At 69.2% G+C, this 13,132-nt stretch carries 9 protein-coding genes; 4 read left to right on the plus strand and 5 right to left on the minus strand.

Going from position 1 to position 13,132, the window contains the following annotated elements:
* Positions 1-51: 51 nt before the first annotated feature.
* Both M8R19_RS04720 and M8R19_RS04725 read right to left on the minus strand, forming a co-directional pair.
* On the minus strand, positions 52-2,487 hold the full coding sequence (locus M8R19_RS04720) for a TonB-dependent siderophore receptor (RefSeq protein WP_249917168.1): 2,436 nt from the start codon (positions 2,485-2,487) through the stop codon (positions 52-54).
* An 86-nt stretch (positions 2,488-2,573) separates the two neighbouring features.
* The gene (locus M8R19_RS04725) at positions 2,574-3,965 is read right to left on the minus strand and encodes an aminotransferase-like domain-containing protein (protein WP_249917169.1); all 1,392 of its coding nucleotides are present in this window, start codon (positions 3,963-3,965) and stop codon (positions 2,574-2,576) included.
* A 124-nt stretch (positions 3,966-4,089) separates the two neighbouring features.
* Here M8R19_RS04725 and M8R19_RS04730 point away from each other — a divergent pair, with 124 nt between their 5' ends.
* Both M8R19_RS04730 and M8R19_RS04735 read left to right on the plus strand, forming a co-directional pair.
* The gene (locus M8R19_RS04730) at positions 4,090-4,953 is read left to right on the plus strand and encodes a DMT family transporter (protein ID WP_249917170.1); all 864 of its coding nucleotides are present in this window, start codon (positions 4,090-4,092) and stop codon (positions 4,951-4,953) included.
* Positions 4,954-5,037: 84 nt separating this feature from the next.
* Entirely contained in the window at positions 5,038-7,407 is a 2,370-nt protein-coding gene (locus M8R19_RS04735; protein ID WP_502942792.1) for a DEAD/DEAH box helicase, read from the plus strand.
* Between the two features lie 288 nt (positions 7,408-7,695).
* On the opposite strand, the gene M8R19_RS04740 is transcribed toward M8R19_RS04735, so the two are convergent.
* On the minus strand, positions 7,696-8,691 hold the full coding sequence (locus tag M8R19_RS04740) for an alpha/beta fold hydrolase (protein WP_249917171.1): 996 nt from the start codon (positions 8,689-8,691) through the stop codon (positions 7,696-7,698).
* 190 nt (positions 8,692-8,881) lie between these two features.
* Here M8R19_RS04740 and M8R19_RS04745 point away from each other — a divergent pair, with 190 nt between their 5' ends.
* Positions 8,882-9,325, plus strand: a complete 444-nt coding sequence (locus M8R19_RS04745; RefSeq protein ID WP_074981066.1) for a CopD family copper resistance protein — start codon at positions 8,882-8,884, stop codon at positions 9,323-9,325.
* 100 nt (positions 9,326-9,425) lie between these two features.
* Entirely contained in the window at positions 9,426-10,346 is a 921-nt protein-coding gene (metR, locus tag M8R19_RS04750) for a transcriptional regulator MetR (RefSeq protein WP_074981068.1), read from the plus strand.
* Between the two features lie 834 nt (positions 10,347-11,180).
* Here the strand turns inward: metR and M8R19_RS04755 are convergent.
* Positions 11,181-11,825, minus strand: coding sequence for a glutathione S-transferase family protein (locus tag M8R19_RS04755; RefSeq protein ID WP_116423756.1), 645 nt, complete (start codon positions 11,823-11,825; stop codon positions 11,181-11,183).
* Positions 11,826-11,936: 111 nt separating this feature from the next.
* A complete protein-coding gene (locus M8R19_RS04760) occupies positions 11,937-13,124 on the minus strand; it encodes a CaiB/BaiF CoA transferase family protein (RefSeq protein ID WP_249917172.1) in 1,188 nt (395 codons plus the stop codon).
* Positions 13,125-13,132: the final 8 nt, after the last annotated feature.

The following is a 13,132-nucleotide window of genomic DNA, read 5'->3' on the forward strand; positions in this document are numbered from 1 at the left end:
GGTTATACGCCCTACGTCACTTGGCCGTTTGGCCTTGGTCCAGGGCCAGGATCACCAGCGGTAGGTGGCGCTGCCCAGCACGTTGCGGCCGTTGCCGTAGATGCAGCGGGTGGCGTCGTAGCAGCCGGCGATGTACTCGCGGTCGGTCAGGTTGGTAGCGTTGACGGCGAAGCGCCAGGGGCCGGTGTCGTAGTGCACGGCAGCATCCAGCAGGGTGTAGCTGGGCACGTTCAGCGAGTTGTCCGGCGCCCCCGGGTTGCGGCCGTTGTAGCGCACCCCGGCGCCGAAGCCCAGGCCCTTGAGCAGGCCGTCGCGCAGGGTGTAGTCGGCCCACAGCGAGGCGATGTTGCGCGGCGTGGGGATGCTGATCGGCGTCTTGCCGTCGCTTTCGTCGTTGGCCTTGGTGTTCTTCACGTCCTGGTAGGTGTAGGTGGCGACCAGGTTCAGCTCGCGGGTCACCGCGCCGACGGCCTCCAGCTCGATGCCGCGCGAGCTCACTTCGCCGGTCTGCACGTAGCTGTTGACGTGGGTGGGGTCGGTGTCCGGGGTCAGCACGTCGCGCTGGGTGATCTCGAACACCGCCGCGCTCACGCTGCTGTCCGAGCCCTTGGGCTGGAACTTCACGCCCACTTCATATTGCTTGGCCTTGGTCGGATCGAACGGCTTGCCGGCATAGTCGGTGCCGGCGTTGGGGGTGAAGCCCTCGCTGTAGCTGAAGTACGGCGCCAGGCCGTTGTCCGCCAGGTAGACCAGGCCGACGCGGCCGCTGAAGGCCTCGTCCTTCTGGCTGGTGTGGCTGCTGGAGGCGGTGCTCCAACTGTCGGTGCTGGCGCTGGCCCAGTCGTAGCGGCCGCCCAGGGACAGCACCCAGTGCTCGTCGAAGTGCAGTTGGTCCTGCAGGTAGACACCGGTCTGGCGCGACGTCTGGTCGCTATAGGTCCAGTCGTCGGCGGTGAAGGCCGAGGCGTCCACCGGTCCGTAGGACGGGCCGCCGTAGAGGTCCAGCGGGGTGGTCAGCACGTAGGCCTGCGGGTCCTTGGTGTGCTGGCGCTGCCAGTCCAGGCCCAGCAGCAGGGTGTGGCGCAGCCAGCCGGTGTTGAAGTCGGCCTGGGCCTGGTTGTCCAGGGTCCAGCGGCTGTACTCGGGGTTCTCGATGCCGGCGAAGCGCATCAGGGTGCGGTCGTCGCCCATGTCCCAGTAGGCCAGGGTGCCGACGCCATAGACCATGTTGTCGTTGAGGTCGAGGTGGGCGTAGCGCAGGTTCTGGCGCACCTGCCAGACGTCGTTCAGGCGCTTCTCGAACTCGTAGCCCAGGCTGTACTGCTCCTTCTCGTACTTGGAGAAGTGCTCGTCGCCGGTGAAGTAGCTGCGGTGGATCTTGCCGTAGGCGCTGTGGCTGAGCGTGCCCGAGGCCGGCAGGAAGTTGTCCTGGGCGTTGTTGTCGTCCTTCAGGTAGCTGGCCAGCAGGGTCAGGCGGGTGTCCTCGTCGGGCTGCCAGCTCAACGACGGCGCCAGGGCCACGCGGCGGTCCTCCCAGGGGGTGTCGCGGATGTCGCCGTCATGGCCGACGGCGACCACCCGGTAGCTCCACACCCCGGAGTCGTCCAGCGGGCCGGTGCTGTCGATGCCCAGTTGCTTGCGCGCATCGCTGCCGTACTGCACCTGGATTTCGTGCTGGGCCACGGTGCTCGGGCGCTTGGACACCTGGTTGATCACCCCGCCCGGGTCGCCCTGGCCGTAGAGCACGCCGGCCGGGCCGCGCAGCACTTCCACGCGCTCCAGCATGTAGGGGTCGACCATCCAACTGGCCAGGTTGATGGTGGTGGGCAGCTGCAGGCCGTCCTGGTAGGTGGTCGGCGAGAAGCCGCGGATCACGGTGTACCAGTCGGAGCGGTTGTTGGAGCCGTAGGAGGACACGCCCGGGGTGTAGCGCAGCGCTTCGTTCACCGACTGCACGCCCTGGGCCTCCATGCGCTCACGGGTGACCACCGAGATGGACTGCGGGGTCTCGTGGATCGGCGTGTCGGTCTTGGTAGCGGTGACGCTGCGCCTGGCCAGGTAGCCGTGGGCCGGGCCCTTGGGGTCTTCCTCGGCCTGGGCGGTGATGGTCTGCGCCTTCATCTCCAGGGCGCCTTCGGTGGCGCTGCGCTGCAGGCGGTAGCTGCCGTCGGCGCTGGATTCGGCGGCCAGGCCGCTGCCGGAGAGCAGCACGGCGAAGCCGGCCTCCACCGGGTAGTCGCCCTCCAGGCCCGGACTGCGCAGGCCGCGGGTCAGCGCCGGGTCGAAGGTCAGCAGCACGCCGGCCTGGCGCGCGTAGGCGTTGAGCGCATCTTCCAGGCTGCCGGCCGGCACCTTGAAGTGGTGCGCGGCGGGCGCGGCCAGGGCCGGTACGGCGACGGCCAGCGGCAGGCTGGCGGCCAGGCCCAGGCTGGCGATGCGCAGGGCGCGCAGCAGCGGGCGCGGCGACGTGTTGGGGAAGCGGGACATGCTGTGGATTTCCTCGTTCGCACAAGCGGGATTGCACAGAGGCCGAACGACCGTGGAAAACCTGCAGAAAAAAATCAGAAAAGTTTTCAGCGCCCCCGCCGGGCCTTCTCCATGGCCCGTTCGAGCAGTTGGAAGACCCGCGGCGACTGGCACTGGGCGACGTTGAAGCGCAGGAAGTCCGGTGCGTTCTGGCCCAGGCTGAAGACGTTGCCCGGCGCCAGCACCATGCCCTGCTCCAGCGCCGCGCGGGACACCGCGGCGGCATCCAGGGCGCCGGGCAGGCGCGCCCAGACGAACACCCCGCCGCGCGGCTCCAGCCAGGGCTGCAGGCCCAGGCCGCGCAGGCTCGCCAGGGTGTCGCCCATGGCGTCGGCCAGGCGCACGCGCAGGCTTTCTATATGCCGGCGGTAGCCGCCCTTGCGCAGCAGCTCGTGGAGCAGTTCGGCATTGAACGGACTGTTGCCGAAGGAAGTGGCCAGCTTCAGGTCCACCAGTTGCTCGCACCATTCTGGCCGCGCCGCGATATAGCCGCAGCGCACCGAGGCGGACAGCGTCTTGGAGAAGCTGCCGACCTGGATCACCCGCTGCAAACCGTCGAAGGCCGATAGCCGCGGCGCCTGCTCATGCTCGAAGTCGGCGAAGATGTCGTCCTCGACTATCAGCAGGTCATGGGCCTCGGCCAGTTTCAGCAGGCGGTGCGCCACCAGCGGCGAGAGCTGCGCGCCGGTGGGGTTGTGGAAGGCCGAGTTGGTGATGTACAGGCGCGGCCGGTGGCGCTGCAGGATGCCGGCCAGGGCCTCGATGTCCGGCCCCTGCGGCGTGTAGGGCACGCCGATGGCCACCGCGCGGTGGGCGCGCAGCAGGGCCTGGAAGTTGAAGTAGCCGGGGTCGTCCACCAGCACCTCGTCGCCGGGCTCCAGCAGGAAGCGGCAGACCAGGTCGATGGCGTGGGTGCCGCCGTCGGTGAGCACGATCTGCTGCGCGCCGACCTGCAGGCCGTAGTCGCCCAGGCGCCGCGCCAGCTGCTCGCGCAGGCCGGCGTGGCCATAGGGGCGGCCGTACTCCAGCAGGCTCGACTGCGGCTCGCGGGCCAGTTGGCGCAGAGCGCGGCGCAGCTCGTCCTCCGGCAGCCAGGACGGCGGCAGCCAGCCGCAGCCGGGCTTGAGCGAATCCTCGGCGGCTTCCAGCGCCTGGCGGGAAATCCACAGCGGGTCGATGCTGCGGTCCAGCGCCGGGCCGATCTCCGCCAGCGACAGCGGCGGCAGCCGGCCGCAGACGTAGAAGCCGGAACCGCGCCGGGCGGCGATCAGGCCCTCGGCGACAAGGCGCTCGTAGGCCTCCACCACGGTGCTCTTGGACACCTCCAGGCTCTGCGCCAGCGCGCGGATCGACGGCAGCCGCTCGCCCGGCACCAGGCTGCGCGCCGCCAGGCGTTCGCGCACCTGGCGCATCACCCCGTCCACCCGTGTCACGGCCATGGCCACCTCGACTGTACCGATGAAAATCAAGGACAGTTTGTTCGAATTGTACTGATCTGTCACTGGCCGCCCGCCCTCCCCGGCGCCACCATCGAGACTCCCCTCTCCTCTCGGCGAATGCTCGATGAATGCTTCTTTAGGCGGTTGGTTCAGCGGTTTCCTCGGCGTGCTCATCTTCAGCGGCTCGCTGCCGGCCACGCGGGTGGCGGTGGGCAGCTTCGAACCGACCTTCCTCACCCTGGCCCGGGCCAGCATCGCCGGGCTGCTGGCCGCGGCCATCCTCTTCGTGCTGCGCCAGCGCCGCCCGGCGCGCCAGGACATCCCCGCGCTGCTGGTGGTGGCCCTGGGCGTGGTGGTCGGCTTCCCGCTGCTCACCGCCCTGGCGCTGCGCCACGTCAGCTCGGCCCACGCCATCGTCTTCGTCGGCCTGCTGCCGCTGGCCACCGCCAGCTTCGCCGTGCTGCGCGCCGGCGAGCGGCCGCGCCCGGCGTTCTGGGCGTTCTCGCTGCTCGGCAGCGCGGCGGTGGCCGGCTACGCGCTGAGCCAGGGCGGCGCCGGCAGCCTGCTGGGCGACCTGTTGATGCTGGCGGCCATCCTCGCCTGCGGCCTGGGCTACGCCGAGGGCGCGCGGCTGTCGCGGCACCTGGGCAGCTGGCAGGTGATCTGCTGGGTGCTGGTGCTGTCGTTGCCGCTGATGCTGCCGCTGACCCTGTGGACCTGGCCGGCCGACCTCGCCGCGGCCAGCCTGCCGGCCTGGCTGAGCCTGGGCTACGTGTCGCTGTTCAGCATGCTCATCGGCTTCTTCTTCTGGTACCACGGCCTGGCCCGCGGCGGCATCGCCGCGGTGGGCCAGTTGCAGCTGCTGCAACCCTTCTTCGGCCTGGCCCTGGCCGGCCTGTTGCTGCACGAGCAGGTCAGCCCGCTGATGGCCGTCTCGACCCTGGCGGTGGTGGCCTGCGTGGCGGGGGCGCGGCGCTTCGCCCGCTGAGCCGCCCGTGGCAGCGCGTCGCAGGAAATAGGGGTATCATCGGGCGTTTGTGTATTTCCCCGGGCTTGCCGGAAGGAACCTCCGATGACCCCACCCGCCGAGCCGCCGGCGGCGCCCGCCGACCTGGCGCCGCGCCCGCGCCTGACCCTGGGCAGCCACGTGCACAGCGGCTTCGACCTGCGCAGCGGGCGCATGCAGAACATCGCCCGGCACCGCGCCGCGCTGGCCTTCCTGTATGCCGGCATGCCCGTCTCGGGGCCGATCAACCCACGTACCGGCAGCGAGCTGCGGGTGTTCCGCGACGACCGCATCGTCCGCCTCAGCCGCCAGCCCGAGCGCGAGCAGCAGCTGCGCCAGCAACTGCGCCAGTTCGGCTTCAAGCCGGCGATGCGCCGCAGCGACGCCCTGGAGGAAAGCGCCGGTGAAATGTTCGAGCTGCCCGACGACGCCACCTGGCAGCAGTTCATGCGCGAGGGCCTGCCGCAGCTGCGCGAGCGCGGCTGGGACGTGGACGTGCGCCCGGAGTTCGTCTTCGACCTGACGCCCATCGAGAACTGGTACGCCGAGATCGAGGAGACCGACGACCGCCAGTGGTTCGACCTGGAACTGGGCATCGAGGTCGACGGCCGCCGCATCAGCCTGCTGCCGGCGCTGATCGAACTGATCCGGCGCATGCCGGCGCTGCTCGACCCGCAGGCCCTGGCCCGCCATTCCGACGACGAGCAACTGGTGCTGCGCCTGGACGCCGGGCGCAACCCGGTGCACAGCTGGCAGACCGCCTCGGAGCGGCCGCTGCGGGTGGCCCTGCCCTTCGGCAAGCTCAAGCCGCTGCTGGGCACCCTGTCGGAGTTCTACCTGGGTGACCAGGCGCCGGTGCGCCGCCTGCGCATGGGCGCGCCGGACGCCGCGCGGCTCTCCGAGCTGGAAGAACTGCCGCTGCGCTGGCAGGGCGGCGATGAACTGCGCGAAATCGCCCTGCGCCTGCGCGACTACCGCGCCCAGCCGGCGCCGCTGCCCGAGGGCCTGCGCGCCGAGCTGCGCGCCTACCAGCACGAGGGCCTGAGCTGGATGCAGACGCTGCGCGCGGTGGGCGCCAGCGGCATCCTCGCCGACGACATGGGCCTGGGCAAGACGCTGCAGTCCCTGGCCCACGTGCTGCTGGAGAAGCAGGCCGGGCGCCTCAGCGCGCCGGCCCTGGTGGTGATGCCCACCAGCCTGATCCCCAACTGGCTGGACGAGGCCGAGCGCTTCACCCCCGGCCTACGCGTGCTGGCCCTGCACGGCGCGGGCCGCCGGCGCGACTTCGCGAAAATCGAGGAACACGACCTCATCCTCACCACCTACGCCCTGCTCCCGCGCGATGCGGAGAAGCTCGGCAAGCACGCCTACCACCTGCTGATCCTCGACGAGGCGCAGAACATCAAGAACGCCGGCACCAAGGCGGCCCAGGCCGCGCGCCAGCTGAACGCGCGGCACCGCCTGTGCCTGACCGGCACGCCGCTGGAGAACCACCTGGGCGAGCTCTGGTCGCTGTTCCACTTCCTGCTGCCCGGCTGGCTGGGCGACGCCAAGCAGTTCGCCCAGCACTACCGCACGCCCATCGAACGCCACGGCGACCAGGCGCGCCTGGCCCACCTGGCCGCGCGCATCCGCCCCTTCCTGCTGCGCCGCACCAAGGAACAGGTGGCCTCGGAGCTGCCGCCCAAGAGCGAGTTCATCCAGCACATCGAGCTCAGCGAGGCCCAGCGCGACCTCTACGAGACGGTGCGCCTGGCCCTGGACCGCAAGGTCCGCGACGAAATCGCCCGCCGCGGCCTGGCGCGCAGCCGCATCATCATCCTCGAAGCGCTGCTCAAGCTGCGCCAGGTGTGCTGCGACATCCGCCTGGTGCAAAAGGACGCCCCGCCGCCCAGCGGCCGCGCCAAGACTGTGACCTCGGGCAAGCTGGAATACCTGCTGGACATGCTCGAGGAACTGCTCGCCGAAGGCCGCCGCGTGCTGCTGTTCTCGCAGTTCACCTCGATGCTCGCGCTGGTCGGCGAAGCCCTGCAGCAACGTGGCATCGACTACGCCCTGCTGACCGGCGACAGCCGCGACCGCCGCCAGCCGGTGGAAGACTTCCAGCAGGGCCGCGTGCCGCTGTTCCTGATCAGCCTGAAGGCCGGCGGCGTGGGCCTGAACCTGACCGCGGCGGACACGGTGATCCACTACGACCCCTGGTGGAACCCGGCCGCCGAGAACCAGGCCAGCGACCGCGCCTACCGCATCGGCCAGGACAAGCCGGTGTTCGTCTACAAACTGATCGCCCGCGGCACGGTGGAAGAGAAGATCCAGCTGCTGCAGCGGGAGAAGGCAGCGTTGGCAGCCGGCATCCTCGAAGGCGCGGGAACGGATTGGCAGTTGGATGATGCCGATATCGATGCGCTGTTCGCGCCTTTGCCGAAGGCGGTTTGAGGGGTGGGTCATCCGGGAGCGTAGGGCGAATAACCGTTCGCGGTTATCCGCCGTTGGCCGTGCCACCGGAACGTCCGGCGTGGCCGGTGACCAATCGCGGACGGAGTCCGCTCCTACGCCCGCGCTTTCCTGGAACCGTAGGAGCAACTGTCTGCGTCGAGGTGCTTTCGTAGGATGGGTTTCGCAAGCTCAACCCATCCTACGGGGCTTTCCTGGAATCGTAGGAGCGGACTCTGTCCGCGATTCGGCGGATAACGCCGTAGGCGTTATCCGCCCTACGAAAGCCCCCTACAACTGCGCCACATGCCTCGCCGTCTGGTGCGCCCGCAGGTAAGGCAACACCGCAGCCAGCAACGGCGCCTTGAACGCCTCCTGGAAACGATGGGCCATCCCCGGAATCAGCTTCAGCTCCGCCCCGCGGATATGCGCCGCCACATGCACCCCATGCATCACCGGCAACAGCGGATCGGCGGTGCCATGGATGACCAGGGTAGGCACATTCAAACGGTTGAGCAGATCGACCCGGCTGGGCTCGGCGAGGATCGCCAGCATCTGCCTCTGCACGCCCTCGGGGTTGAAGGCGCGGTCGTAGGATTGCGCCGCCTGGTGCAGCAGTTGCTCGCGGTCGTCCTTCACCTCCGGGCTGCCCAGGGCGGCGAGCAGGTCGGCCTGCTGCTCGATGGCCTGTTCGCGGCTGCCGGCCTCGCGCCGGGCCAGCAGTTTCAGCAGGCTGTCGCTGGGCGCCGGCAGGCCCTCGGCGCCGGAGCTGGTCATCACCAGGATCAGGCTGAGCACCCGCTGCGGCGCCAGGTCGGCGACGTGCTGGGCGATCATCCCGCCCATGCTCGCGCCCAGCACGTGGGCCTGCTCGACGTGCAGCCCGTCCAGCAGGCGCAGGGCGTCCCAGGCCATGTCGGTGAGGCTGTAGGGCGCGCTGACCGGCAGGCCCAGGCGGTAGCGGATCACCTCGTAGGTGAGGTTGGCGCCGGGCGTGGGCACGCGCCAGGCGCTCAGGCCGACGTCGCGGTTGTCGTAGCGGATGACGCGGAAGCCCTGCTGGCAGAGGGTCTGCACCACCTCGTCGGGCCAGTGGATGAGCTGGCCGCCCAGGCCCATGATCAGCAGCAGCGTCGGGTCCTTCGGCGAGCCTATGCTCTGGTAGGCCAGGCGCACGTCGCCCAGGTCCAGGGTGTCGGTGGGCACCCGTGGGTCGCAACGATCGCCGGCAAAGGCAGTGAAGGGCGCCAGGCACGACAGTGCCAGCGCCAGTAGAAACGCACGCATGTGAAAATCCGGAATGCAGAACCCCAGTGGAAGCCGATTCTGATGAATTTCCGTGCATCGCTCTGCCACACAACCGTGACACTTTGATGAAAGGCGCCGAGCGGTCGCCGCCAGCCTGATCAGCGTCATGGCGCGGGCGCGGCCGGCCCGGCATGGTTTCAGGGATGCAGTCGTTCGCCAAGGGGCGCCCATGAGCTATCCGATCCTGCTGGTCCTGCATCTGCTGGCCGCCATCGCCTTCGTCGGCACCGTGTTCTTCGAGGTGCTGATTCTCGAACGGGTGCGCCGCCATGTGCCGGCAGACGCCCTGCGCGCCGTGGAGCGCGCCCTCGGCCAGCGCCTGCGGCGGGTGATGCCCTGGGTGATCCTGACGCTCTTCGGCAGCGGCCTGGGCATGCTCAAACTGCGCTACCTGCCGCTGCTGTCCCATCCGCTGGACTCGCCCTTCGCCACTCTGCTGAGCCTGAAGCTGCTGCTGGCCGCCAGCGTGCTCTGCCACTTCTTCTGCGCCATGTACCTGATGCACAGCGGCGGGATGACCGGACGGCGCTCGCGGATCATCCACTACAGCGTCTTCGCCCACGTCCTGGGCATAGTGCTGCTGGCCAAGGGCATGTTCTACCTGAGCTGGTAGATCGGCGGCGGCACGGGCGGGTCGACAGCCGGCCGCGCATGAGACAAACTCAATCCAGTTTCGGATGTAATCAAGTTTTACTCATGTTGGAAGCGGCGCCATGCTCGAGATTCGTCACCTGAAAACCCTCCACGCCCTGCGTGAAGCCGACAGTCTGGTGGAAGCCGCCGAACGCCTGCACCTGACTCAATCCGCCCTGTCCCACCAGTTCAAGGAACTGGAGGACCGCCTGGGCCTGTCGCTGTTCATCCGCAAGACCAAGCCGGTGCGCTTCACCAGCGCCGGCCTGCGCCTGCTGCAGCTGGCCGACTCCCTGCTGCCGCAGCTGCGCACCGCCGAACGCGACCTGTCCCGCCTGGCCGGCGGCACCGCCGGGCGCCTGCACATGGCCATCGAATGCCACAGCTGCTTCCAGTGGCTGATGCCGACCATCGACCAGTTCCGCGACGCCTGGCCGGAGGTGGAGCTGGACCTGGCCTCGGGCTTCTCCTTCGCCCCGCTGCCAGCCCTGGCCCGCGGCGACCTCGACCTGGTGGTGACCTCCGACCCGGTGGACATCGCCGGCATCACCTACGTGCCGCTGTTCACCTACGAGGCGCTGCTGGCGGTGGACAACCAGCACGCGCTGGCCGGCAAGCCCTACATAGTGCCGGAAGACCTGGCCAGCCAGACGCTGATCACCTACCCCATCGAGCGCGACCGCCTGGACATCTTCACCCGCTTCCTGGAGCCGGCCGACGTCGAGCCGGCCCAGGTGCGCACCTCGGAGCTGACGGTGATGATGATGCAGCTGGTGGCCTCCGGCCGCGGCGTGTGCAGCCTGCCCAACTGGGCGCTGCACGAATACAGCTCGCGCGGCTACGTGACGGCCAAGCGCCTGGGCGAGAAGGGTCTGTACTGCACGCTCTACGCGGCCATCCGCGCGGACATGCTGGATGCGCCCTTCATGCGCGACTTCCTGCTGACGGCCAAGGACACCTCCTTCGCCACGCTGGAAGGGGTCAGCGCGGCGAAGGGTTGAAGTCGTGGGCAGCGCCGGGATGCTCTTCGTAGGAGCGCGCCCTGCGCGCGAAATCGCGGGCAGGGCCCGCTCCTACAGGTTGTCGGGCAGCACGGTATTCCTCCTGTCTATTGGGTTCCCGCGTTCGCGGGAATGACGTCGGAAAACACGACTCTCACCCCGTCATTCCCGCGAACGCGGGACGCGGCTCCATCGCGAACAGCGCTTGCGCTGGCCCGAAGGGGAATAACCCAGAGACTTCTTGTTTGGGTGTGTTTGCGCCGCTTCGGCGTGCTCGGATGTTTTTTGTTTCGCCCCCTCGGGCGAGTCCCTTTTGTCAAACGGTGGAAGGCCACCCCCGCAAAAAGGAACCAAAAAGGCTTGCCCCGCATACGGGCCCGACAGAGTCGGGCTACCCTCACGAATTCCCCCGCCACGGAGGCCCGCCCCGAGGGTACGTCCCTGTAGCCCGCGGGGCTCTCGCGACATCCATGTCGCATGACCTCCTGAGCGCCGGTTTCGCTCGGCCTTCTGAAGGGGCGTTCCGGAGTTCGCGGATGTTTCTCTGGAAATCCCAAGAGCAAACGCGCTTTTGCTTTTGCTTTTCGTAGGAGCGAGCTTGCTCGCGAACCCTGGGCTCCCGCATTCGCGGGAATGACGGGGTGGGGGTTAGGCGTTTCAGGATGACTCAGGATTCTCCGGCCACTCCGAACAGCCCCCTCTCCCGCTTGCGGGAGAGGGCTGGGGAGAGGGCGCTCTTTGCAGAGCCCCAACCCCTGCCGCAACCCCGTCGGAAATCCGTAGGGCGGATAACGCCTACGGCGTTCTCCGCCGAATCGCGGGCAGGGCCCGCTCCTACACCTTTCCCACCACCTCGGCGTGTTCCACGTGCCATTGCGCGTCCCGTTCGGCGATCTTGGCGAAGGAGGGCCGCGCGGTGACTTTCGCGATGTAGCGCTCGATGGCCGGGGTCTTCGGCACTATGCCGAAGTGCGTGGTCCAGGCCAGCGCCGAGCCCCAGAGCACGTCCGCCGCGGTGAAGCGTTCGCCGAGCAGGTAGGGGCCCTTCTGCAGTTGGTCATCGATGACCTTCATCACCGTCTCGAAATCGCCATAGGGGCTGCGCGCCTGGGGCGCCGGCTCGCGGCCGAGGGAGCGGTCGGTCACCGCCGGTTCGAAGCTGGAGCCGTAGAACACCAGCCAGCGCAGGTAGGGCCCGCGCAGCGGGTCGCCGATGGCCGGCGCCAGTCCGGCTTCCGGGTAGAGGTCGGCGAGGTAGATGTAGACGGCGCCCTGCTCTGTCACCAGCGCCTCGCCATGGCGGATGGCCGGGACCTTGCCCATCGGGTTGATCGCCAGATAGGCCGGCTGGCGCTGCTCGCCGGCCTGCATGTTGAGCAGGTGCAGGTCGTAGTCGGCGCCCAGTTCCTCCAGCAGCGCCAGGGTGCCGGAGGAACGGGTTTGCGGGGAGTGGTAGAAGGTGATGCGACGGTCGCTCATGGTGCTTGCCTCTGCCGATGACGGGTCGGCCCAAAAGCATAGACCGCTCGCAGCGGAACGGCGCCATCGCCTGGCGCAGGTCCCCCACGTGGGCAAAACCGCCGGAAAGACTCAGCCGCGGACGATGCCGCGCCGGTACAGGGCCTCGATGGTCTCCGGCGCCAGGCCCAGCTCCGCGAGCACCTCGCGGGTGTTCCCGCCCAGGGCCGGCGGCGCGCTGCGGTAGCTGGCCGGGGTGCGCGAGAGCTTCACCGGCGAGGCGATGCCGCGGTAGTCGCCCAGTTGCACCACCAGGCCGCGATGCGCGGTGTGCGGGTGTTCGACCACGCGGTCCACCGTGGCGATGGCGCCGCAGGGCACGCCCAGGCGGATCAGCCGTTCGGCCAGCTCGCGGCCGTCGTGGGCCATCAGGTGGCCTTCCAGCGCCTGCTTGAGCGCTTCGCGGTTGACCGAGCGCTGGCCGTTGTCGGCGAAGCGCGGGTCTTCCAGCAGCGCGCCGGCGCCCAGGTATTCGCACAGCTTGGCGAACTGGCGGTCGTTGCCCACGGCGAGGAAGATCGGCTCGCCGCCGGTGCGGTAGCTGTCGTAGGGGGCGATGTTCGGGTGGGCGTTGCCGGTGCGTTGCGGCGTGCGCCCGGAGGCGAAGTGGTTCGGCAGGTGCGGGTGCAGCAGCGAGATGCCGCAGTCGTACAGGGCGATGTCCACCGACTGCCCGCGCCCGCTGCGTTCGCGCTCGTGCAGCGCCAGCAGGATGCCGGCCACGGCGTTCAGCCCGGTGACCATGTCGACGATCGGCAGGCCGATGCGCAACGGCCCGCCCTCGGCCTCGCCGTTCACGCTCATCAGCCCGGCCATGGCCTGGATCGCCGCGTCGTAGCCGGGCAGCCCGCCCAGCGGGCCGTCGGCGCCGAAGCCGGATACCGCGCAGTGGACCAGCCGCGGGAAGCGCGGGCTGAGCACCTCGGCGTAGCCGATGCCCCAGCGCGCCAGGGTGCCGGGCTTGAAGTTCTCGATCAGCACGTCGGCACCTTCCAGCAGTTGCAGCAGCAACTCGATGCCCTCGGGCTTGGACAGGTCGACGGCGATGCCCTTCTTGTTGCGGTTGACGCCGCGGAAATAGGAAGCCGTGTCGCCCTCGAAGGGCGGACCCCAGCCGCGCGTCTCGTCGCCGCCCAGGGGCTCCAGCTTGATCACTTCCGCACCGTGGTCGGCCAGGGCCTGGGAGCAGTAGGGGCCGCCCAGCACGCGGCTCAGGTCGATGACTTTCAGGCCACGCAGGGCACCGGTCTCGTGGTTCATGGCAACTC

Origin of the sequence: Pseudomonas sp. R3.Fl (assembly GCF_023516765.1) — a bacterium.
Classification (GTDB): domain Bacteria; phylum Pseudomonadota; class Gammaproteobacteria; order Pseudomonadales; family Pseudomonadaceae; genus Pseudomonas; species Pseudomonas citronellolis.

Bases quoted from the DNA above. Each gene is read 5' to 3' on its own strand.
- M8R19_RS04720 (WP_249917168.1), bottom strand. From the start codon at position 2,487: ATGTCCCGCTTCCCCAACACGTCGCCGCGCCCGCTGCTGCGCGCCCTG.
- M8R19_RS04725 (WP_249917169.1), bottom strand. From the start codon at position 3,965: ATGGCCGTGACACGGGTGGACGGGGTGATGCGCCAGGTGCGCGAACGC.
- M8R19_RS04730 (WP_249917170.1), top strand. From the start codon at position 4,090: ATGAATGCTTCTTTAGGCGGTTGGTTCAGCGGTTTCCTCGGCGTGCTC.
- M8R19_RS04735 (WP_502942792.1), top strand. From the start codon at position 5,038: ATGACCCCACCCGCCGAGCCGCCGGCGGCGCCCGCCGACCTGGCGCCG.
- M8R19_RS04740 (WP_249917171.1), bottom strand. From the start codon at position 8,691: ATGCGTGCGTTTCTACTGGCGCTGGCACTGTCGTGCCTGGCGCCCTTC.
- M8R19_RS04745 (WP_074981066.1), top strand. From the start codon at position 8,882: ATGAGCTATCCGATCCTGCTGGTCCTGCATCTGCTGGCCGCCATCGCC.
- metR (WP_074981068.1), top strand. From the start codon at position 9,426: ATGCTCGAGATTCGTCACCTGAAAACCCTCCACGCCCTGCGTGAAGCC.
- M8R19_RS04755 (WP_116423756.1), bottom strand. From the start codon at position 11,825: ATGAGCGACCGTCGCATCACCTTCTACCACTCCCCGCAAACCCGTTCC.
- M8R19_RS04760 (WP_249917172.1), bottom strand. From the start codon at position 13,124: ATGAACCACGAGACCGGTGCCCTGCGTGGCCTGAAAGTCATCGACCTG.